Annotated in this window: 11 protein-coding genes; 4 read left to right on the top strand and 7 right to left on the bottom strand. The window is 48.7% G+C overall.

Features of this window, described 5'->3' with window-relative positions; genetic code table 11:
- Positions 1 to 42 precede the first annotated feature (42 nt).
- The 4 genes from MYF79_RS10480 (at position 43) to MYF79_RS10465 (ending at position 3204) form a co-directional block, all read left to right on the top strand.
- The gene (locus MYF79_RS10480; protein WP_247813824.1) at positions 43 to 438 is read left to right on the top strand and encodes a nuclear transport factor 2 family protein; all 396 of its coding nucleotides are present in this window, start codon (positions 43 to 45) and stop codon (positions 436 to 438) included.
- 52 nt (positions 439 to 490) lie between these two features.
- Positions 491 to 1459, top strand: a complete 969-nt coding sequence (locus MYF79_RS10475) for a zinc-binding alcohol dehydrogenase family protein (RefSeq protein ID WP_247813823.1) — start codon at positions 491 to 493, stop codon at positions 1457 to 1459.
- A gap of 188 nt (positions 1460 to 1647) precedes the next feature.
- Positions 1648 to 2682, top strand: coding sequence for a S41 family peptidase (locus MYF79_RS10470; protein ID WP_247813822.1), 1035 nt, complete (start codon positions 1648 to 1650; stop codon positions 2680 to 2682).
- A gap of 195 nt (positions 2683 to 2877) precedes the next feature.
- Positions 2878 to 3204: an MGMT family protein gene (locus MYF79_RS10465; protein ID WP_247813821.1), complete on the top strand. Its 327-nt coding sequence runs from the start codon at positions 2878 to 2880 to the stop codon at positions 3202 to 3204.
- 47 nt (positions 3205 to 3251) lie between these two features.
- On the opposite strand, the gene MYF79_RS10460 is transcribed toward MYF79_RS10465, so the two are convergent.
- The 7 genes from MYF79_RS10460 to MYF79_RS10430 all read right to left on the bottom strand — a co-directional run bounded on the left by MYF79_RS10460 (position 3252) and on the right by MYF79_RS10430 (position 24958).
- Positions 3252 to 4223 (bottom strand): zinc-binding alcohol dehydrogenase family protein, encoded by a 972-nt coding sequence (locus MYF79_RS10460; RefSeq protein ID WP_247813820.1) that lies wholly within the window; start codon positions 4221 to 4223, stop codon positions 3252 to 3254.
- A 68-nt stretch (positions 4224 to 4291) separates the two neighbouring features.
- Positions 4292 to 4876: a Crp/Fnr family transcriptional regulator gene (locus MYF79_RS10455; protein ID WP_247813819.1), complete on the bottom strand. Its 585-nt coding sequence runs from the start codon at positions 4874 to 4876 to the stop codon at positions 4292 to 4294.
- Positions 4877 to 5034: 158 nt separating this feature from the next.
- Positions 5035 to 6354, bottom strand: coding sequence for a KamA family radical SAM protein (locus tag MYF79_RS10450; RefSeq protein WP_247813818.1), 1320 nt, complete (start codon positions 6352 to 6354; stop codon positions 5035 to 5037).
- 47 nt (positions 6355 to 6401) lie between these two features.
- On the bottom strand, positions 6402 to 7367 hold the full coding sequence (locus tag MYF79_RS10445) for a TauD/TfdA family dioxygenase (RefSeq protein ID WP_247813817.1): 966 nt from the start codon (positions 7365 to 7367) through the stop codon (positions 6402 to 6404).
- Between the two features lie 26 nt (positions 7368 to 7393).
- Positions 7394 to 8992: an MBL fold metallo-hydrolase gene (locus MYF79_RS10440; RefSeq protein WP_247813816.1), complete on the bottom strand. Its 1599-nt coding sequence runs from the start codon at positions 8990 to 8992 to the stop codon at positions 7394 to 7396.
- Between the two features lie 29 nt (positions 8993 to 9021).
- The gene (locus MYF79_RS10435; RefSeq protein ID WP_247813815.1) at positions 9022 to 24264 is read right to left on the bottom strand and encodes a non-ribosomal peptide synthetase; all 15243 of its coding nucleotides are present in this window, start codon (positions 24262 to 24264) and stop codon (positions 9022 to 9024) included.
- A 31-nt stretch (positions 24265 to 24295) separates the two neighbouring features.
- The gene (locus tag MYF79_RS10430; protein WP_247813814.1) at positions 24296 to 24958 is read right to left on the bottom strand and encodes a methyltransferase domain-containing protein; all 663 of its coding nucleotides are present in this window, start codon (positions 24956 to 24958) and stop codon (positions 24296 to 24298) included.
- Between the last annotated feature and the right edge of the window lie 14 nt (positions 24959 to 24972).

Raw genomic sequence — 24972 nt, 5'->3', positions numbered from 1 at the left:
CCTCTCTTTAGATGCCACCTTTGCATCACAAAAAGGATCAACATGGGCCTTCAGGAAGAAAAACGGGCGGTGCAACAATTGCTGACTGCTTATGCAAACACCTTAAACACGGCAAAGACAGCACTGATTCATATCTTTTATACCGCAGACGGCATCTTTATGGCGCCTGGTATCAAAACACTCAGCTACCAGGACCTGTTAAGCCGGAATAGCGGCAGCTATCTCAAAAGAACAAAGTTTCATATCGATTTTACGGTAGAGGATATTGTACTGGATACCCGGTATGCCTTTGTGCAGGCGACAGCCATTGTTACCACCCAGGATCCGGAAACAGGCCAGCCATCTATAAAACGAAGCAGGGATCATTTTGTGCTTCGCAAAGAGGGGAAAGCATGGAAGATCTATCGTTACATGTTCAATGATGCTGAACATCATTAGGACAATGCCCTTTCCCTGTAGAGAATTTAATAACCTATCTAAACAAGGATACATGAAAGCAGCAGTATTATACCAGCCCGGTGGACCGGAAAACTTTTCCCTGGAGCAAAGACCAGTGCCCGTTCCGGGCGAAGGCCAGGTGTTGGTGAAGGTAAAAGCATTTGGATTGAACAGATCAGAATTAATGACACGCAAGGGTCTATCCCCCAGCGTTAGTTTTCCCAGGGTACTGGGTATTGAATGTGTGGGTGAAGTCGAAAATGATCCGGCAGGAGCATACAAACGGGGACAGAAAGTAGCTGCATTCATGGGGGAAATGGGACGGGCATATGATGGTAGTTATGCAGAATACGCAGTACTCCCCAGCTCTATCCTCACGCCTTTCAACAGTCATTTAAGCTGGGAACAACTGGGCGCCATTCCTGAGATGTTCCAGACGGTTTACGGATCACTGCACCTGGCCCTGGGCATTCAACAGAACGAAACCTTACTGATCAGGGGAGGTACTTCTTCCATTGGTATGCTGGCTACACAGATGGCGAAAAAACAAGGATTGTATGTAGTGGCCACCACCAGGAAGCCGGAAAAGGAACAACTGCTGCTGGATAATGGTGTTGACGAAGTATTGATCGATGATGGCCATCTTGCACCAAAGGTCCGGGCCTCGTTCCCCGGCGGTATAGACAAAATACTTGAACTCGTAGGCACCGCAACGTTAAAGGATTCTCTCAGATGCGCAGCACAGGGAGGCACAGTATGTATGACGGGCATGCTTGCAGAACAGTGGACAATAAATGATTTCGCCCCAATGGAATATATTCCTGCAACGGTTCGCCTCACCATGTACAGCACAGGTCAGATAAGAGTAGACCAATCCCATTTCCAGGCGTTTATCCGGGATGTGGAAGCTGGCGATATAAAGCTGAACATCAGTTGTACATTTAAGCTGGATGATATTGCAGCTGCGCACAGGCTGATGGATAGTAATTCGGCTGACGGGAAGATCGTAGTCGTCGTGTAAGCTATTTATGTTGAAATTACCAGGAACAGTACCCGGCAGATGCCTGAGCGGTAATGCGACCGGTCAGTGTAGAAAAACATTAATTTTGGATGAGGCGCGCTGATTATTATCTTTAGTGACTCCCTGCACAACGAAAACAGGGAGCGATAGGAAATAGCCAGCACACCGTTCACCCTAAACGTAATGAAATGACAAAAACGCCCTTGATCAGTTCAATTCTCTGTATCTGCCTGGTACTGACCCTGATAAGTTGCAGACACACCTATACGCTCACTGCCAGCGATGCGAACAGGATAAACATCTCCCCCGCTGCCATCAGCTACTACAATACAGCTTTCGAACAGATACGATCACAATCCATTAAGGCAGGAAAGATCAATTTCGAACAGTTATACAGCTCGGGGCTTGATCATATGAAAAATGCCAGGACGGCGGCTGATACTTACGACGCAATACGACACGTACTGGCCGGCCTGCAGGACAATCACAGCTTCTTCCAGGCTCCATTGGGAGAAGGGAAGTCAATCATCACAGCACTGAGTACCAAACCGGGGAGTTTCCCTTTTACCACCAGTATTGTAGAAGGACAAATAGGTAAGATAGTGCTCAACTCGTACAACTCTATTGATGAGGCAGACCAACATGCTATAGCAGATAGTCTGTACAGGGCTATTGCATATATGAGTACACAACAACTCAATGGCCTGATCATCGACTTCAGAGTGATGGAAGGCGGTAGTGCCCCTCCTTTTCTCTGCGCATTCGCTCCATTGATCAATAAGGATATGCTGCTTGGATATAAGGATAACCGGGGACATAAAGCCCAAATCACCAGGTATAAGAATGGCGTCTATTACAAAGACGGCAGAAAGATCTTCAGGCTTGCCTATCTCACCAACTATACAACGCCGGCGCTATCACAGCTGCCTATTGCGATCATCACCGGGCGCTATACCGCCAGTGCAGGAGAAATGATCCTGATATCTTTCCTGGGCCTGCCCAACGTAAAGTTGTTCGGCGAACCAACGTATGGCGTTCCCACAGGGAAGAGTAACATCTTCCTGGCTGATAGCGCCTTCATTTCTCTGACGAGCAGCACGACCTATGACCGTCTCGGTCACGATTACGATGGTCCTGTTCTTCCGGACCAAAAGCTGGACCTGTCTGCAACAACTGATGAGGAATTATATGCGCTTGTTAAAAAATGGATGGCGACCCGATAATATTTCATCCTCTTATTGAACTGATATAAGCCGAAAAAGCCCTTCCAAAGGCCTCAGTAGCCTCGTAGTTACTGAACTCATACTCGTCATGAAGGCCGTTCCAGCTTTTTAATTTTATATCACCGTACCTGACTATTACAGCCGCCCCTGATTATCCCGGATTTTTTTATCTTCATACCCGATAATTATTCCTGTATGATGAACGACCCGGACTTCAACAAACTTGTTTATGAGATTGCCAGACTAGTTCCAAAAGGCCGCGTAACCTCTTATGGAGCAATTGCAAAAGCATTGGGGAAAGGTAATTACTCCCGTATGGTAGGACATGCAATGGGCGCCTGCGGTCGTGAGAAGCCACCGGTACCGGCACAGCGGGTAGTAAACAGCCAGGGACAACTGACGGGAGAACCTGCAGGTATTGCAGCCAGGAAGAAATTGCTTGAAAAAGAAGGAGTGGAAGTCAAAGGCGATAAGGTGGTGAACTTTAAAAAGTTCTTCTGGGATCCGGTAAAAGAATTATAGTGCCCCTCATCTATCGATCAGGGACACTGTCGTAAGAAGCGGCTTACTTATATTGTCACTACCAGGCGCTGCCCGTCAGGAACATCCAGGTTCCATAGTTCAGCAATATCCTTCAATTGCACTTTAGTAACTGCTGCTGTAAGTTTACCATTGGCAGCAAGCTCGAACATCTCCGGTAATATTTCTTTAAAGAGTGTGCGGATATCGGACTTAGACCAGGCGCCCAGTCCTGAACCCGTTAGCTGCAGATCTACACTGCGCAGGTTGGCTGCTGATAATTGGATGATATCTCCCGCCATGCTACCGACAGACACATATCTTATCCTGTTCGTGAATGCGCCGTTACCCTTCAGGCAAGCCAGGATCATTTCTGCGGTATGTCCCCATAAATAGTCGATCACAACATCGATGGGCGTCTCCGAATGTATTTTTTTAATGCTGTTCTTAAAGCTTTCATCATCCTGCAGGATGGAAATTGTGTCGTCTGCTCCCAGTGCAAGTACATCTTTCAGCGACTGCTGATTCCTGCCGGTTGCGATCACCCGTTTTGCGCCATAATGCTTCGCTATCTGAACGGCAATACGGCCTGTAAAACCGGTGGCACCATTGATCAGCACAACATCACCCGGCTGAATAGCTGCTTTGAATTTAAGCCCCATGGCAGCGCCGAAAATTGCATTCGGTAGTGCAGCTGCCAGGACATCGTCCAGGGCATCGGGGACTTTTGCTATATGATCTTTATGGATGGTCGCTTTTTCCGCCAGCATGCCACTCACACCTACGCCGTATACTCTTGTTCCATCTTCCAGGAGGCAAATACCATCTCCACCAATTACGCGGCCCTGCTGTTGCGGCGCCTCACTGGAATAATGCCTGCCGGAAGCACTGGCTTTATCAAAGTGTTTAATAGCTACTGCTTTTACAGTAACCAATAGTTCATCATCATGCTGAATAGCTGGCTCGGGAAAATCTACATATTGGGGAAGTGCCCCCTGCTGATACATTACTGCTGCTTTCATTTCTTCTGTTTTGTTGAGGCAAAATTAGCAGTGCCAGCGTTGCGGGACGATAACATATGTTATCAAGTTCAGAAATGCGATTTTCCCCTCGCTATTTTACTCTTGATACGGCTCAGGTGTACTTTTGTTACTCCCAGGTAAGACGCAATATAATGCTGCGGCACCCGCTGTACAATATGCGGCCTGTCCTTCAGCAGGTTCAGATAACGTTGCTCGGGCGTATCGCGGATAAAGGAAATGAGCTCATTTGTATAATACGTCTGCCGCTGCGCAAATATCTGTAACATCATCTGCATAAAGTTCCGCTCCTCCATTAATTCCTCTATCATCTGCGTGGCATATTGCTTCGGCAGCAGATAAATAACAGAGGGCTCAATCGTTTCGACAGCAAACTGGCTTGGAATGCTATTAACAAAGCTGTTGAACGAGGTTAAGCCTTCATTTTCGAAGAAAAAATGTACCGTTTTCTCTTCGCCATTATTATTGAAGAAGGTGCGCACACAACCTTTTTCTATGAAAATATAGTTCTGGGAAATCTTTCCTTCTTCCAGCAAAATGGTCTTTGCAGGAACTTCCAAACGGGTCTGGAACGGGAGGTATTTATCCCAGAATACATTCAGCTGAGGGAATTTATCCCTGAAGTGAAAAATCATACTGCAAGATAAGTTACGAACATCAGAAGGCAGTATTTTTTCCCGGCAGCGGGTGTAATACAAATGGTCAGGCCGGCTTAAATGCAATTAGCCGCAGGCACATGCCTGCGGCTTTTATTTGTCAGCCATTCTTTTCTTATCCGTGTCAGCTTTGCTTTTTACAGCTGTAAAGAAATATTACCGTACTGTACTTCATTTCTGTCATAATCATCCTGGTCTGCGAAAAATTCCCTGTAACGCTCATCGTGACAGGCAAGATCATCAAACCATTTCGGCTGTTCATTCCTTCCCCGGGCCCTGAATGTCTTAAATGCCAGGGCGCTGTTCCTGTGTTGCAGGAAACGTAACTGGTATACATCATCTTCAATGTCCAGCAATTCAACCTTGCCGGTGGTCATAGACATTACCGGTCCCCTGGCGGTACGGCATAAGCCACCTGTCAGTTGTACGGCCCCCCGGTAAATATGCAATGCTGTCTCCAATGATTCTGCAAAGTAATGCTGGGCGCCCGTATCCCTGGGAAGGAACATGTAATAGGGCACACAACCCAGCTGTACCTGCCGCTCCCACATGGTGGACCAGATCCTGACCTTATTGTTGATATTTCTGAGCAAGGGCGCCTGTGTGCGTATCTCGGCCCCTATCTTCCGCAGGTTGAATATCGCCTCCTGTGCTACCGCTGTTTCAAACTCCACATAATGATTAAAATGCGCCATTATAGCCAGGTGTTTGCCCGCAGCTGATACTTTGCCCAGCAACTGCAGCAGTTCATCCTTTTCGGGGTCCGTAACGAACTTATGAGGCCAGTAGCTGAGCGATTTAGTGCCTATCCTGATCACCTTCAGGCTCTTTACTTCCAGCAGGGGCAAGAGGTAATTGGCGAGGATACGGGGGCTCATGACCATGGGATCCCCTCCCGTCAGCAACACATCAGAGATGTACGGATTGGCCCGCAGGTAAGCTACCAGGGGGTCTATTTCCTTTGCCTGCATCTTAAAGCCCGGCTCATTAACGAACTGAGGCCACCTGAAACAGAAGGTGCAATAGGCATGACAGGTCTGACTATGACTGGGGAAGAACAATATCGTATTGCGGTACTTATGTTGCATTCCCTCCAGTTTTTCCCCCAGGAAATAAGGTGTGTTATGATCCACCTGGCCGGCAGGATGTGGGTTCAGTGACAAACGTATATCATGGATCAGGTTACGGTAGGATACTTCATCCATGTTCCGCATTCCCCATTTCAATTGATCATAATGTAATTCCGTCAGCATTTCCTTGTGTGGAAAGTTCAGGCGAAAGATCGGGTCGTCGGGAACATTTGTCCAGTTAATAAGATTCTCCAGTACATAGTTGTTCGTTTTAAAAGGATAGATCTCGCTGACTATCCTGATGTCCTCCATCTGCCTGTGATCCAGTAACATCAACTGGGGAATCTTATCAAGCTGATTGATATTGTATGATTTAAACTTAGACATTACAAAAAATTGAAAGGGAGTTTACGAAAAGGAAAGCATCTCGGGGCTCAGGCCATCGAAACCAGTATCTTTCTATCTCCGGTAAAAGGAAGGCGGCCATGCAGTGACAACATATTGTCTACCATCAACAGGTCACCATTTTCCCAGGGAACAGGAATTGTTACATCATCCATTACCCGGATAATCTCATCAATGTATTCTTTCTGTATTTCCGAACCGTCACCATAGCGGGCATACATGGGCAGGCCATTAGGGTCATTGTTGGCCAGGAACATCAGGGTTTCAAACACTTCTTCGCCATAAATGACAGGATAAAACTGGTCTACCTGGTTGAACCACAGGCGATCGCCGGTAACAGGGTGTTTCCTGATAGCCGGTCTTGTCTGTTCCAGGCGTACAGCGCCGTCCGGCTGCCATTTAACGGTGATGCCGTTCTCATTGCAGTAAGACTCCATGAATTGTTTGTCTGTCGTTTCAAACGCCTCCTGCCAGGAAGGTCCCAATCCTGAACCGCCATGCAGGTTGCGGATATAGGTGATCCCTTTCGCCTCAAACTCTTCTACTATAGCAGGAGAAAGTAATTCCAGCACCTTCTTGCAATCGCCCACAGTGGTTTCGCCTCCTGTATCTGCTTTGTTAATGCAACAGAAGAAGATATGTGCCGGCCACAGGTTAGAATACGAAAATTCTGTATGCAGGCGGATGATAGAACCCGCGTCATATTCGGAGGCATTGTATACATTGGAGGTATGTTTGCTTCTGCTGGAATTGCCATCCAGGAAACTGGAGGTTGCCGGATGCAGCCGTTTCATTAACCCGCTGAAAGCGTCAATGGAATCTATATTAATGCCTCTTATGTGGATAGCGCCGTTCCTCAGCAAGGTCGCATCCATCAGTTCACGGTTTTCATGATACCAGTCAGCAAAGAAATCAGTGCTTACCTGTTCTTCAAATTTCAGGAACACGGGCAGTTTATCCTCACCTATGTGAGCAATAGATTTAGTCAGGTTCATACACGAAGGTTTAGCGATGTTATAAATCAGATTTCATACAATAATTCCTTTTCACCGAACAGTCTTTCTGCGGCAATATTGTTTTCGCCGCAATCGGTAATCAGCTTATTGGAGGCTACAATGGGGTTGGCATCCTCATGGTACCTTACACTGCTGATAAATTCTATCCAGGGTTCCAGGCCCATGGCATACACATACAGTTCACGGGGTTTGAACGTATTGACCAGTGCCTGTCCGCGCGGGAAATTAGAACCTGCCAGCCTGCGGGAAAGATCCTTTTCCCTTTGTATCTCTTCCGTCATCAATGGCCCGTATACCCATGTAAAAGGAGCGCCGTCGCATTCCATGCCCAGGAAGATGATATCCACAGGCCCCGTCTGTTTTACAACATGCTCATACAAACGGGGCTCTATATTGCAGGAATCAGCCAGGAATAACATGGACTGTGAACCGATCCTTACATGATAACAGAGTTTGGAACGGATATTCAGATCACCGTGCTCACCCAGGAAAGGCAATCCGGTGATCGTACAGTTGCTGTATGTGATAGATTCCATTTCCTCCAGCTCCACTACATTCCGGAAGCCGATCATATTGAACATCAGCTTGAGATTCGGGTCCTGCAGGTTGCCCATACTGCCTCTTGGCACAATGATCTTTTTCGTCTTGTGACGCAGGTAAAGCATGGTTTCAAACAGGATATGGTCCTGGTGATTATGTGTGATCAGGATGTAATCTATTTCTTCCGGCAGATCGCTATATGAGAATCTTTCCACTTCCGCCTGGTAACCATAATAGCTGATAACGGGGTCCACCAGGATAGAGATCTCCTTCGTTTCTACCAATATGCAGGCATGTCCGAAATAACGCATCCGTATCTTATCGCCGGTATAGCGCTCATATTTTGGCGGCGCCTCCGTTGTAAAAAACGACTGGAACAAGGCAAGATCTTCATCAGCGATGCCCAGTGCCTCTTTTATTTCGCTGAAACTGCCGGGAACAGTCCTCATCTGGTGCAGGTGGTCTACCAGGCTGCTGGAAAAGGGAATGTTCAGTTCTATACTGGTAGTATCTTTCAACCTTGCAGTGCTCAGTACAAAGGGGCGTTCATCATTGGTAGTAAGCCACATGGCCAGGCTCTGGGCGTCCTCATTATAATATTCGCTCTTATACATCAGCTGCTCGAAGAAACGGAAACCCGGGTTGTTATGCAGGTCATAGTTGATCTCTACGAGCCCCTTCAGTATATCAGGTACTTTCTCATACAACGGGTCCAGTGCAAAACCATGGGCTTCCTGCTGCAACAGGTTATCCAGGTCCCTGATAGCCTCCGCCAGCTCCAGCATATGTTTCCTGTTTTCCTTTGTTTCCGCTATCAGTTGTTTAATATCTTCCGCCCTGTTCGTTTCATAGTTCATGAAAGGGCCTCCCAGCATTTTTGGATTACGGATGGCAGCAGCATGTACCTGCGGCGCCTGTACATAAGAACTCATGATCCGGAGGTGCCTCGACTGTATGTTCATCGCTGCTGTGGGGGGATAGATCAGATGCGTCCAGGCATACCACTTGTCTATTAAGGGTTCCAATACTACATTGGGTCTGAGGTATACCACTTCATTTTCCATAAAAACAATATTAACGTTAACAAAACGGGTTACTTATCCTTCTCTGTAATACTTGTTACCACCAGTTGCAGGTTCCTCGGCAATGTGATAGCGTCATAGTGATCTCCTTGTGTGAAAAGGTGCGTAAAACGGCCGCTGGTGTACCGTTCCCAGTCTTTCATGTGCAGGAAATCCTTATGAATATTTTGTTTGGCCTTAAAGGCGATAATATCTCCTTTTATTTTTCCTTTCTGCTCATAAGCCTCGCTGAGGTGGAGATTATGATAGAAAAGCTTCTCCAGGTGATCTCTATGCGTATCTTCCAGCCCCACATCTGCCAGCCAGTCGCGCAGCCAGTTCACTTCCTGCTGTATAGCTTCTCTCGACAGCTCAATGGATTGCTTACGTTTCTTCTTATCCCTGGTATCCCTATCCAATAGCAACAGGGTTGTACGTATGCCTTTTCCCTCCAGTATTTTTGCTACCTCGAAAGCAATGGTACCACCAAAAGAGAAACCTGTTAACACCACTTCTTCACCGGGCTCATTTTCCATTATAGCCTTTACAAAGCGTTGTACCTTTTCTTCGATCGTAGTGTCGAAATCTTTACCATCGTCAAAGCCGGCATCCTGTAAACCATAACAGTTATAGATTCCCTGCAGCGCTTTACCCAGTTCCATGTATAACAGCGAGGTACCTATCAGCGGCGCAAAGCAATACATCCGCGGCAGCCCTGCCTCCTTCCTGTTCATGCTTAACAGGATGCCCTGCTGCACCCCGCGCGTATCTGCCAATGCCAGCAGCAATTCAATAGTAGGATGCGCCAGGAAATCCCGCAATGACAATCTCAGGTTGAGCTCCTTGTTCATTCTCGATACCAGTTGCACCGCCCGCATAGAATGGCCTCCCAGTTCGAAGAAGTTGCTGGTAACACCGACAGTATCCAGGTTCAGCACCTCTGCCCATATCTGAGCCACCAGGCTTTCCTGCTCATTGCGTGGCGCTACAAATGCAGTAAGCCTGTCTATTTCCGGCGCCGGCAGCAGGGTCTTATCTACCTTACCGTTGGTCGTCAATGGTACTGCAGGTATCAGTATGAACCAGGCAGGTATCATAAATGCCGGCAGGAATTTACCAATATGCTGCTGCAGCTCTTTCCGGTCTACTGCCGCCTGGGCGGTGTAGTACGCTACCAGGTACGCTTCCTGCTGAAGTGATGTTTTAACCACGACGGCCTCTTTTATGCCCGGGTATTTCAGTATGGCTGATTCAATCTCACCTGGCTCTATACGGAACCCGTTCAGCTTGATCTGTTCATCCGCTCTTCCTGTATATTCAATCTCTCCCTTATGATTCCATCTGCCCTTGTCGCCACTGCGATATAATTTGCCAGGACCAAAAGGATCGGGAATGAAACGCTCAGCAGTCAGCTCTTCCCTGTTGAGATAACCTATCGCCACGCCGGCGCCACCGATATAGATCTCACCTTCTATACCGACAGGCTGCAGTTGTTGCAGCTCATCGAGAATATAGATCTGTGTATTGTCTATAGGTTTGCCAATGGTGATATGCGCTGCGGATGTTATTTCACTGGCGGTACAGCCTACCGTTGTTTCAGTTGGACCGTATTCATTGAAGATCCTCATATGCGGGTTCAGGCCCTTCAATATGAGCACATGATCCGGCAGTAATGCTTCTCCACCCACAATAGCCGTATTAATAGCCGTTCTCTCCAATTGTAATGTTGCCAGTACGCGTATATGCGCCGGCGTGATCTTCACAGCCGTCAGCCGCTCATTTGTAAAGACTTCTTTCAGTGCTGTCAATACATCCTCTTCCCCTGTCAGGTATACTTCATCACCACGTAGTAAACCACTCAGGAGACTGGTTACTGTCAGGTCGAAAGACAATGAAGAGAATACACCAAATACATGCCCCTTAGTACTATTGAAATAATGACGGTTAACGAATGTCAGGTAGTTCATCAGGGATGCATGAGCGATCAGCACTCCTTTCGGCATACCTGTAGAGCCGGAAGTATAGATGATGTAAGCTGGCGCTTCCTGGTTGACGAGTGGCAGTGTCCCTGGTACTACCTGATGAATATCGTCTGCAAGCGCTTTTAATGGCAATACACTTCCATTCCAGGAAAATTCTTCCTGATCCGTCATTAACACCGTAGCTGCCGCATCGTCGAGCACATACCTGATCCTGTCTTCCGGCAGGCTGCTGTCTATAGGGAGATACGCTGCTCCTGTTTTGAGGATGGCCAGTATACTGATGAGCGACCATTCATTCCGGTTCACCATCATCGCCACAATATCTCCCGCTTTCACCTGGTAATGCTGTATGAGATAGGTAGCCAGTTTGTCAGACAGCGTATCCAATGCCGCAAATGTATAAGTTGTCTTGCCCGCAATAAGTGCATTGCTATCAGGATTAATAAGGGCCACCTTTCTGAAGGCATCCACAATAGTAACCGGAGGTGTCTCTGCATGGGTATCGTTCAGCGTGGTCAGTAGCAGGGCCTCTTCCTGTGCAGGCAGGTATTTAATGCGGTTCAGCGCTAAGGCAGGCTCTTCTCCCGCATTCATGATCAGCTGATGTATGTGTTCGCAGAGACGAACCATCCTGTCTTCATCAAACAACACAGTACTATATTCCAGTGTCAGTAACAGGTCATCTCCCTGTTTCCTGAAAAAGAAGGTCAGATCGAACTTACTGATCTCGGTGGCCACTGAAGCTTCCTCTACCAGCATGTCCTGCAGGTTCAGCAGGTCTTCCTCTTTCCTGTCCTCATCCTGTAATACCAGCATGACATTGAACAGTGTCCGCTTATTGAGTGGCTTGTATTCATTCACGGCATCTACCAGCAATTCATATGGGAAGGAGATCCGGTCATAAGCCGCAATTGCATTTGCCTTCACCTCTCTGAGCAAGGCATCAAATCCACCTTCCTCATCGATCTGCGAACGGAGTGCGATGGTATTCAGGAAGAATCCTATCTGGTTTTGCAGGTCCGGATGTTCCCTGCCGGTAACAGGCAATCCGAGCACAATATCCTTATCGCCTGTATAACGATAGATCAGCAGTTTAACGATAGCAGCGAGGCCCATCATAAGCGTTGCCTCCTGTTCTCTCACCAGGGAGAACAGTTTGGTCTTCAGCACTCCCTGCATCCTGCTGTAATACCGGGTACCGGTATTATCAGGAACAGCAGGTCTTGGTCTGTCGGCCGGCAGTTCCAGCACCGGTATATCACCGGAGAAGCGGTTCACCCAATATTCCCGGTGTTCTGCCATGCGTGCAATGTTCTCTTCATTCCTGGTCCACATCACATAATCCTTAAACTGCAATGGGAGTGGTTCCAATGGACTTGGCCGGCCTTCCAGGCATGCGGCGTACAGTATTACCAGCTCCCGCATCATTACCTGCATGGACCATTCATCTGCAATAATATGATGTATGCATACCAGGAAAAGATATTGATCATCCTTTACCTGCCATAACTTCAATCGTAATAATGGTCCCTTCCTGAGATTGATAGGAATAGCAGCCCATTCTTCAGCTGCTGTCAGTCCCTCCTGTTCTGCATCAGGAAGCGATCTCAGGTCTTCAAAGCTGATCCATTGATCGAAATCCTCATATTGTTTTACCTGCTGTACCGGTTTATCATTTGCGACGAACAACACGGATCGTAATATTTCATAACGATCTACCAGCAGGCGCACAGCTGCTTCAAATGCATTCCTGTCAAACGGTCCTCTCAGCCAGTAGGTATACGGCATATTGAAGGTTTCTACGTTATTGAGCATTTGCTGCTGGATCCACAGGCGCTCCTGGCTATTGGACAGCGGATAGTATTCCTGCACCGGCGCCGGTGATATAGCATTGAACACCTGTTTACCACTCTGATCTATCAGCGCCGCCAGGTCAGACAATACCGGGCGCAGGAAAATTTCTTTCAGCGGCACTTTTACTTCCAGGCGTTTATAGATCAGGGAAGCCGTCTGTATTGCCTTGAGCGAATGTCCACCCAAAGTGAAGAAGTTGTCACTCCTGCCGATATGTTTTGTACCCAGTACATCCTCCCATATCTTAACCAGCACCTTCTCTGTCATTGTTTCCGGCGCCACATAGGTCTCCTTGCTCAGCCCGGGCACAGGGAGACGGGCACGATCTACTTTCCCGTTCCTGTTCAGGGGAATTGTATCCAGCAGTATGAGATGAGCAGGTACCATATAGTCCGGCAGGAAACGCTGCAGATACTCCCGAACAGTGTCTGGCTGTATCTGCCTGTCGGTCGAATAATACCCTGCCAGGTATTTATCAGCACCATTGCCATAAGCCAGTACGGTAGCATGCGTAATGCCCTCCAGCTTTATCATCAATGCCTGAATTTCACCGGGCTCTATGCGGTAACCGCGGATCTTCACCTGGAAATCTGCCCTGCCATTAAACCGGATCAATCCTTCTTCTGTCCATGCACAGACATCGCCTGTATTATACATCACCGTACCGGGCTTGTAAGGATTATCAATAAAACGGCTGGCTGTCAGTTCCGGCTGCCCCAGGTAACCGGTGGCTATACCGGGCCCGCTGAAATATATTACGCCGGGCACACCAACCGGCAACAACTGCAGGTTAGCATCCAGGATATATGCCGACATATTGGATAAGCCACGGCCTAAGATCAATGACTCATTCGCTTTGCTAAGCCTGTGCCAGGTGCAGTATATGGTAGTTTCCGTAGGACCATACATATTCCACAGTACCTTGCACCTGTCCAGCAGGCGTTGTGCCAGCGATGCACTCAGCGCGTCGCCGCCGGTAATGATGGTCAATCCTTCTGTACCATTCCAGCCGCTTTCCGTCAACAGGTGCCACATGCCCGGCGTTGCCTGCATAAAGGTGATTCCCTGCTGCATCATCAATTGCAGCGCTTCAGGGGAATGCACCTCTTCCCTGCTGGCCAGTACTACTGTAGCGCCATTTACCAGGGGCAATAACAATTCCAGTACAGACATGTCAAACGAAGCCGTTGTAATAGCCAGTAACTTATCAGTACTGTTGATACCTGTCTTTTTGCTAAGTCCCTGGAACAGGTTATAGACCGCTCCATGAGGGATCATAACACCCTTCGGCTTACCGGTAGAACCAGAAGTGTAGATCACATAGGCCAGATCTGCCGGCCGGATCTCATGACCGGTAGTCATTGCATCAGGCAGGATATCTTCCGTGATGATCTTTCCTTTATAGAAGAATAATAAGGGGACTTCTTCCATACCTGCTACAACAGCCGTTGCTCCGCTGGTGTCAAGCAGATATTGTATTCTTTCTGCCGGAGCTGTGATATCCAGCGGCAGATAACCTGCGCCTGATTTAAGTATACCCAGTATCGCCACCATGAGCCATTCGTTCCTGTCTGCCATCACAGCCACCAGTTTATCAGCACCCGCGTAACCGTTGTGTTGCAGATAAGCCGCCAGCCTGTCAGCGCGCTTATTGAGCTCCGCATATGTTATCTGTCGCTGGCCGGTGATAAGTGCTACCGCATCCGGGGTAGCTACCGCATGCCTGCCGATCAATGTACCCAGTGGTGTAAATGGTGGGAACTCCTCTACGACGTCATTGTAGTCATACAGCAAGTGCTGTTCTTCTTCCGCGCTCAGGTAAGACAAACGGGATATTGGTGTAGACGGTGCAGCTACCGCGGATTTTATCAGCTGATGCAGGTGCTGCCCCATCCGTACCATGCGGGCATGCGTAAACAACTCACGGTTATATTCTATCTGCAATTGCAGGCCATCAGCCTGCTGTTTGAAATAGAAGGTAATATCAAACTTGCTGCCTCCCAGGTGCATATCCAGCTCCTCATCACGACGTTCCGTTCCACCCACAGGTATTTCCTCATCTGCATCCCGGAGTACTATCATTACGTCGAATATGGCTGAACGGCTTACATCCCGGTTAATGTCTATATCTTCTACCAGCAGGTTGAAAGGATACTCCTGGTTTGCATAAGCTTCCAGTGCAGTGTCCCTTATAGCCGAAAGATTACCTGCAAAGCCTTCATCTGCTGCCAGGGTCGTTCTGAGTACCAGGGTATTCACATACAGGCCTATCTGGTCTTCCAGGTCAGGATGTTCCCTGCCTGCTACCGGCGTACCTACCACAATGTCCGTCTGCCCTGTATAACGGTACAGCAGGGATTTCACCGCTGCAACTAATCCCATGAACAAAGTAGCCTGCCCCTCAGCTACGAGTGATTGCAATGCTGCAAGCAGCTCCGCCGGGATGGTATGGTAGTAATTCCCTCCTTCGAAGCGCTGTACAGGCGGACGGGGGAAATCGGCCGGCAGTTCAAGTACCGGCAGGTCTTCCTGCAACTTTTGCTTCCAATATACCTGCTGCGCTAACAACGACGGGCTATTGCGATTACTCCGCTGCCAGCTTGTATAGTCTTTGTATTGAACGGGCAATACCGGCAAACGGATCTCTTCCTTGTTCTCTAACGCAGTATAGATGATTGTAAGCTCACGTTTCAATACCTGCAGCGACCATTCATCTGCAATGATGTGATGAATAACGAGCACCAGGTAGTGATGCGTATCGCTGTCACTGAATACAGCTGCCCTTAACAGCGGGCCTTTACCAAGATCGAATGGATCACGCGTAAATGCTGCTATCTTCGCCTGCAGATCTTTATCAACACGTTCACTATGCAATTTGAAACCGGTCGTCGGCCTGACCATCTGTACCGGCTTACCGTCTATTGTATCAAATACGGTACGTAATATTTCATGGCGGTCGATGAGCATATCAAACGCTGTAGCAAGGCGTTCTATGTTCAACTCACCTTCGTATTCGAATACTTCGGTAATAGAGTAGGCCAGGTCAATACCATCAAACTGGTGTAATACCCACAGACGCTGCTGTGCATAAGATACAGGATAGTGATCTGCAGGTGCTGCAGATGGTATGGCTATATATTGTTCACGTTTGGCGCCCTGTATGAAAGTGGCCTGCGCTTCCAGCACAGGATATTTAAATACATCCTTCAGGGTGATCTTCACGGAAAGCTCCTTATATACCCTCGCTACCAGCTGCATGGCTTTTAATGAATGTCCTCCGCAGGCAAAGAAGTTGTCCGAAACACTTACCTGCGACACATCGAGAATATCCTTCCATATTGCTGCCAGTTGCTTCTCCGGTTTACTACGGGGCGCTATATATTGTTCACCACTGGCTGTCAGCGGAGCGGGTAATTTTACCTTATCCACCTTTCCGTTGTTGTTCAGCGGCATGACATCCAGCTGTACATACCAGGCAGGAACCATGTACTCAGGTAATGCACCGGACAGGTATGCCCTAAGGTCCGTTGTTGCTATATGATGCTCTGCTGTGAAATATGCCACCAGGCGTTTATCCCCTTTCTGTGTCAGCACTGTTACATACACTTCCTTCACAGCGGGATAAGCTGATAATATCTGCGCGATCTCGGCTGTTTCTATACGATAACCACGGATCTTATGTTGTTCGTCCCTTCTGCCCGCATATCCCAGCTGGCCATTGAAGTACCAGCGTCCAAGGTCGCCGCTGCGATATAACAGGTTCTCTGTCAATGTATGTTGTATGAATTTCTCAGCAGACAGTTGCGGCCGACCAAGGTAACCGGCAGCCACTCCCCTGCCCCCGATGAAGATCTCTCCTTCAATGCCTGCGGGCGACAAGCGTAGCTGCTCGTCCAGTATGAAGATCTGCGCATTGGCTACAGGTGTTCCTATGTAGATGCGATTATCATCCTTCACTTCATAAACCGTGCATCCTACCGTTGTTTCTGTAGGACCGTATTCATTGAAGATCCTGATGTCCGGATTGAGTTGGCGCAATATCCTGATATGTCCACTATGCAGTTCCTCCCCTCCGGCAATGATCGTCTTCACACCGGTAGCTGTAATATCCAGCAGTTCCAATGCACTGATATGAGAAGGCGTAAGTTTTACCGCATTCACAACAGTACTGTTGAAAGTATCAGACAGCACCTGTTCAATATTCTCTCCCGGGAAAAGATGTACACTGTCTCCTCTCAGCAATCCTGAAAAAAGCCCCGTAATGGTCAGATCGAATGACAATGATGTGAATACACTGAAAACATTGCCCCGCAGATCGTTAAAGTAGCAGCTATTCGCCCATAGCAGATAATTCAGTAGCGCCTTGTGTTGTATGATAACACCTTTAGGATAGCCGGTAGAACCGGAGGTGTACATCACATAGGCCACATCTTCCGGGGAAACGAACGGCAATACACCACGCTCCCATTGTGTAATTTCACTACGGATAGTCGCTATATCCAACACGGGTACATCTGTCACCGGCTTATCTTCATCAGTGATCATTAACACGGCAGCCGTATCCTGCAGTATATAACTGATCCGCTGCGCAGGATAAGTGATATCCATAGGTACATAAGCCGCACCTGCTTTTAATACCGCCAGCATAGATACAATCGCCCACTCATTTCGTGGTAAAAGAAGGGCTACTATATCACCTGGTTTCAACCTGTAATGACTGATAAGATGTGCAGCCAGGCGATGTGTATAATCGTCCAGGATGGCAAAAGACAAGTGCCTGCCTTCACACACTATTGCAGGCAGATCTGCCCATGCTGCACTGCGTGTGCTGAAGAGCCCCGGCAATGTATCATGGCTCACTGCTGATATCGGCTTGTTGTATACATGCAATAACCTGTCCTTCTCGGTTGCATCCATGAAATCTGCATCAATCAGGGTAGCGCCACCACACAATTGCTCGAGCATATTTTCAAAATGCCGGCCCATCAACGCCATCCTTTCTCTTTCGAAAAGATCCGTGTTATATTCCAATGTCAGTGTAATACCATCGCCACGATCGAGGAACCAGAAAGTAAGATCATATAAACTGGTAGTAACACCTACCCTGTCTTCTTCTACCTGCAGACCATCCATCTGTGGAACGTTATCTGCTGACTGCATACCCTGTTGCATCACTACTGCAACATCAAAAACCGGGAAGCGGCTGACATCCCGCGGGATATCCAGTTCATCCACCAGTTTATCAAACGGATATACCTGGTGTTCAACTGCCGACAGCATCACCTGCTTCACCTTATCCAGCAGGGCCGGGAAAGCCGCATTTCCGTCAACAGCCATTCTCAGGGCCAGTGTATTCACATAGAAACCGATCTGTTCTTCCAGTTGCAAATGTTCTCTTCCCGCCACCGTAGTACCAACAATAATATCGGTCTGCCCGGTGTAGCGGTAAAGCAGGGCATTCACAGTGGCTACTAAGCCCATGAATATAGTAGCGCCTGTTTTTCCGGTAGCTTCTTCGAGGGAAGTTCTAAGGGTAAGCGGGAGGTGAAAACGTAGCTGTTCACCGTTGTATGTGCGGTTGCTGCCCCTGGGATGATCCAGCGGCAGATCCAATACCGGTAGTTCCCCGGAAAGCGTATGGTGCCAGAAGTTCCTGTGTTCCTGCAGCCGGTCGCCACTCAGCTGTTCCAGCTGCCATACGGCATAGTCTTTATACTGAAGTGGCAGTGCTTTATACTGATACGCCTCTCCACGATGCAATGCATTATATGCGGTGATCACCTCTTTCACGAATACCTGCATAGACCATTCGTCGGAAATGATATGGTGCACTGCCAGCAAAAGTGTATGCTGATCTGTCGATAATTTCAGTAAACAGACACGTAACAATGGTCCCTGGCTGAGAGAGAATGGCCTCGCAGCCAACGACTGTTTATATTCTTCCACTGTGCCACCATCGCTGAGGTCATATGTAACAATATCAAAGTCCAGCTCTGCTGCAGGCACGACCTTCTGTCTTGGGGTTCCATTGATAAGCGGGAAAACCGTACGCAGGCTTTCATGCTTTTCTATTACTTTGAGGAAAGCCTGCTGCAAAGCAGTTTGATCTAAAACACCGTGTAATGTATAAGCCAGCGGGCGACTATAAGCTACCAGGTTTTCTTCCAGCTGATCGATCACCCATAAGCGGCGCTGTCCGTGCGATAGCGGGTAATCTTCCTGCACGGGAGCGACACTGATCTGCTGATACTTTTGCGCATTCGTTGCACCAATCACTATAGCCTGCGCGGAAATAGTGGTATGATTGAATATGTCGGCAATGGTCAGTTGTACTTCAAGCTCTTTATAAATGCGCGATATCAGTTGTATAGCCTTCAGTGAAGAGCCCCCGATGGTAAAGAAGGAAGTACTGCGCCCGATCTTATCCACGCGCAGAATAGCTTTCCATATCTCAGCAAGCTGTTGTTCTATACCCTCCCGCGGTTCGTCATCTCCCACCTGCTCTTTCCTGTCTGCAGGCCTGGGCAGCTTTTTCCGGTCCACCTTGCCGTTGATGTTCAAGGGAAAGACTTCCATAAAAATATAGTGCGCCGGCAGATGCGTAAGTGGCAGTTCTTTCCCCAGCAAAGCCCGCAGTGTGGTTGCCTCATATTCTCTCCCGGTATAGTAGCATATCAGCTCCTGCACCAGTTCTTCATCCTGTTGCATGATAAGCTCTGCCTGCCGTATATCCTCCAATCCCATCAGGGCCCCGCGTATGCTTTCCAGCTCTACACGTACACCATGCAGCTTTACCTGTTCGTCTCTTCTGCCGAGTAGTTCGAGCACACCGTCATTACTGTAACGCCCTATATCGCCCGTGCGGCATACAAGGAACCTGTCATCTTCCAGTAATGGATTGGGTACAAATAATGCGGCTGTCAGCGTAGGATCTGTATATCCCAGGGTAACATAGGGACTACTGATATAGATCTCCCCGATCTCTCCTTCCATACAAAGTAAGCCGTTGTCGATGACAGCAATACTGGTATCATCAATAGGTTTGCCCACAGGCAACACGTCTCCCGGCTCCCAGTCAGCATCCGCTATATGATAGCAGCTCTTCAAAATGGTGGTTTCCGTCAGTCCGTACATATTTGATAAACGCGCCTTTCCGCCATTTACCTTTTTCCAATTCAGCACATCACGTCCGTATAGTCGTTCACCTGCCAGGACAACCCGCTGTAACGCTGCCAGATCAATAGCCGATTCCTCCATCTCACGGATAATGAGGCGAAACAGGGAGGGAACCGTCTGTAGCAGGGAAATACGCCTGTCCGCCAGCCATTGTACCAGCGATGGAATGCGCTGACGGGTGTCAGGCGCCGGTACGCACAGAGTAGCGCCGGCAGTAAGCGCTACCAGTATATCTTTCAGGGAGGCATCAAATGTCACCGGCGCAACCTGGCTGATCCTGCTGTGGGTACCTGCTGCAAATTCCCTGCTATGCCACTGTATATAGTGGCTGAGGCTGCGGTGACTACCTTTAATACCCTTGGGTACGCCCGTTGAACCCGAGGTATAAAATACATAAGCAGGTGCATCATCCGGGATAATAATATCCAGTGCTGCTGATGATAATTCTTCCGGCAGCACTTCATACTCCGGCAGCATACTTTCTGTGGTAAAGCAGCGATACGGGCGCTTTTCAATACCTATCAGGGAAGAAAATTCCATATCAAGTTCACCCAGGATCTCCTCTCCTGATGCGGGCATTTCCAGCAGCTGGGGCGTACCTCCCGCCATTCCCTTAACATCCTGCAGGGAACTGCTGTCAGTGATCAGCATCACGGGCGACAATTGCTGCAATATGCCAGACAATATACGTTCCGGCTGCCGCAGGTCCAGCGGCAGGTATACCCCGCCACTTTTCATCACTGCCAGCATAGCGGTAACCAGCTTAATGCCGGATGGAAGCACCACACCGACAGCATCTCCCGGGTTCACTCCTTTTGCTTTCAGTAACCTTGCCAGCCGGTTACTGTCTTTCTCCAGCTCTTCGTAGCTGATCCTGCCCGCTTCTTCTTCAATGGCTGTCAGCTGCGAATACCTGGCTGCCGTTTCGGCAAACAGCTGGTATACGGGTGCATGCGGCTTTACAAGTTGCCGCTTGTCAAAAGACACTGCCCCTTCAGGCACAGCTCTGTTGTGGTATGCCAATGTCCGCAGGCTGTTCTCAGGTGTGGCCAATATTGCGGTGAGCAGGCGGTCAAGGTCTTCAGATATAGTCGTGATACGGCCTGCATTGAACAGATCAGTGTTATACTCTATTCCAACTTCCAGTACATCATTGCGCACGCTGAACTGGAAACGCAGATCACCTTTACTGATAGACAACAGCGAAGGCGCCGTTTCTATCTCTATTCCCTTCATTTCCTGTACAGCCGAAGTATCCAGCTGTACATTCTGTAGCACCACCGCTACATCAAATAAGGGGTTACGGGCGGGGTCTGCATCAGCACCCAGTTCATCAACCAGCAGGTCAAACGGATATGACTGATGCTGAAATCCATTCACAGCACTGTGCTTTACAGCTTCCAGCAGTGCGGAAAACCCTGCGTTGCCGTCTATCTGCGTTCTGAGTGCAAGGGTATTGAGATAATACCCTACCTGGTCTTCCAGTTCAGTATGTTCACGACCGGCAACCGGCGTGCCGATGATGATATCAGACTGCCCGGTATAGCGGAACAATAATGTTTTCACCAGGGCTACCAGGCCCATAAAAAGCGTTACCTCTTTTTTATTGAGATACGCCTGGAAAGCCACGCTCCTTTCCCTGTCAATACTGAAATGGTATTGAGCCCCTCTATAGGTAGGGACCTGCGGGCGTTGCCTGTCTACCGGCAGCAACAATGCCTGTATCTCTCCCCCCAGATGCTCCAGCCAGTATTTACGGTGTAAGCTATGTTCACTGTTCTCCACCTGCGCTATCTGCCAGGCAGCATAGTCTTTATACTGGAGCTGCAATGGCGCTAGTGGATTGCCCTGTCCATCATGGTACGCATTGTACAACAGCAGCAATTCCTTTATCATTAGCTGCATGGACCATTCATCAGAAATGATGTGATGAATGCCAAACAGCAATGTAAATGCTGCCGGGGCAGTTTGCAGTAACACGATACGAAGCAGGGGCCCTTTCTCAAGATCATAAGGTTTTTCTACCACTTCCTGCTGACGCTGTGCTATAAGCCCGTCAATGTCTTCACTCGTACTGATATCCTGGAAGCTGATCGTGAAACCGGATTCCGCAAGACTGATCACCTTCTGCTTAGGTTCACCATTGTGTAATATAAAGACGGTCCTGAGCGATTCATGCCGTTCAAGCACTGTATAAAATGCAGCAGTTAAGGCTTCCCTGTTCAGTTCTCCTTTCAGGCGGTATGTTTCCAGTCCGTTAAATGGCTGCGCATCCTGCAATCGCTGGGATTGCAGCCATAAACGCCGCTGCGAATAGGACAGTGCATAGTGGTCTTGTACAGCCACAGGTCTGATCGACTGGAAAACGGCTTTCCTTGCTTCCCTGATCAATGCTGCCTGTCCGGCGATGGATGTATGCTTGAAAATATCTGCAATGCTCAGTTGTACATCATGCTCTTTATAAATGCGGGAGATGAGCTGGATAGCTTTCAAAGAGGACCCTCCGTTCACAAAGAATGAAGCATCCCTGCTGATATTCGTAATGCCCAGGATGGCCTGCCAGGTGGTTAACAACTGTTGTTCCAGTCCTGCATGCGGTGCATCAAACTGCTGTCCCGCCAGCAACTGCTCGGGTCTTGGCAAGCGCTTCCTGTCTACCTTGCCGTTAATGTTCAAGGGAAAGCTGGACAGCCATACATAATGGGCCGGCAGATGGCTGACAGGCAGTTCTTCTGCCAGCAATTCGCGCAGGTCGCCATCTTTACGGGGATTGCCGGTATAATAACAGATCAGTTCCTGCTGAAAGTCATCGTCCTGGTATACCACCAGCTCCACCTGGTCCACTCCTTCCTGTTTCAGCATAGACGATTTAACGGCATCCAGTTCCACACGTACGCCATGTATCTTCACCTGTTCGTCACGCCGCCCCAGCAATTCCAGCATACCATCCGCCCTGTATCGTCCCAGGTCGCCCGTTCTGCATACAATGTCTTCCCGGTCTTTTACCAGCGGGTTCTGAACAAACAGGGTCTGAACGTGTTCCTGGTTAATATACCCCTTGCTCACGTAGGGGCTCTTAATATACACGTCTCCTATTTCTCCGCCTGTACACAAACCACTTTCATTGATCACAGCCAGTTGGGTATTACTGATAGCCTTTCCCACGGGGATCACTTCTCCCGGCTGCCATTCCCAATGAGGAATGCGATAAGCAGACTTGAGTATGATCGTTTCCGTCAGCCCATACATATTGTAGATCACCGCCTGCTCGCCCGCAACAGCACGCCAGTTAAGCACATCCTTGCCGTATAGCTTCTCACCTGCCAGCACCACATATTTCAGTTGTGGCAGGATGAGCTGTTGTTCCTTCATTGCCCGCGTGATCAGGCGGAATAAAGAAGGTACTGTTTGCAGGAGCGTAATGCCGGAATTATACAACCACTTTGCCAGGGCTGGTAACTGGTAGCGCACAGCGGGATCTGGTATGCACAAGGTAGCCCCACTGCTCAACGCGGTCAGAATGTCTTTCAGGGATGCATCGAAAGTGACCGGGGCCAGCTGGCTGATCCTGGCCGATTCATCGATGCGCAGTTCCGCTGCATGCCAATGTATATAATGGCTCAGGCTTTCATGACATCCCAGTATCCCCTTCGGCGTACCGGTGCTACCGGATGTAAAGAATATATAATTGCTGTCGTCTGCCTGCTGTGCTACGTCTGGCAAGGTTGTACTGAATGCAGACAAGGTAAGTGTTTCGCAGATGTAACTATCACCGGTCAGCCTGGCCAGGGTATAACCGGTTTCCTGTGTTTCAATCATGCTGGCGTCCAGCTGCAGGTCTGCCAGTAAGGTATGCGCTGCTGCAGGAAGGCCGATCAGTAATGGGATCTGTACTTTCCGCTGCAGGAGGAACTGTTGCAGCTTGTCGAGATCTTCCGAGAAAGTGATCAGCACCGCCGGTGTGGTCAGCTCCAGCATCTGTAACACCCGTGCAGGCGCCTGGTCAATATCCAGGGGTACATATACCTGGTTGGTCTTGAAACAGGCCAGCATCGCAACAGCCAGGCGGATGCTGGAATGCATAACGACACCTGCATTGCTGCCGGGAGGAATACCGAGCGACAATAACACATGAGACAATCTGTTGCTTTCTTCGGAAAGCGCTTCATAGCTGATCACATCATGAGGCTCTTCAATAGCCACTTTTTCTTTCAGTAAAGCAGCCTTGTTTTCTATAACGCTATGGATAAATGATTTCGACATCTGGAATGAGGTTTTGGATCTTTGCAATATTTCAGGGGCGTTGTAAAACAAGTATCAGCCTGTCGGCCGGCTCTTTTCTGAAATATTTCGGGATAACATGTTTTTCTTTTACGCTGAATCCTGCAGCCAGCGACGCTGTTATGACAGCTTCATTATCTGAAGGTCGCTTTCCTGAAAAAAGTACGGGCAGGCCATAGTCACAAACATTATTGATAAAGAGATGCCCACCCGGCCGCACCAACACCAATAACTCTGCAAGCAGGCTTTTATAATCAACATAATTCAATACCTGGGAAATGATGATGTTGTCGAATACTTCACCCGCTAACCGTTGCTGCAGTTCCCCCGCAAAAGATGCTGCATTCATATCGAGGTTGAGCAAGCGGCAGCTACCCTGCTCCTGCAGCCATTGCAGGGCATCCGGATCATTTTCCAGGAAAGTGACAGCGGCCGACAGGGGCAGTACTTCCCGCAACTCAGGTGAGTACAAGAGCGGCGTAAAAAAGGGGCCTATCTCCAGCAGGTCGCCTTTCAGGTGTTTCCTGTTCTTCAGCAAATAAGGGATCAGTCTCCTGCCACCCATTACCATCCTTATCCGGGCGTCACGATCAAATTCTTCACCAAAACGGTTGTCGGTAAGGGGCCATCCGCTCCATTCAACCATATATTTCTCGGGGATCAAAGCTTCGATCATCAGGGTTACTTTTT

The organism is Chitinophaga filiformis (assembly GCF_023100805.1).
Taxonomy (GTDB): domain Bacteria; phylum Bacteroidota; class Bacteroidia; order Chitinophagales; family Chitinophagaceae; genus Chitinophaga; species Chitinophaga filiformis_B.
Note: the sequence above shows the minus strand (reverse complement) of the source record. Positions and strands in the feature narration are given on the sequence as shown.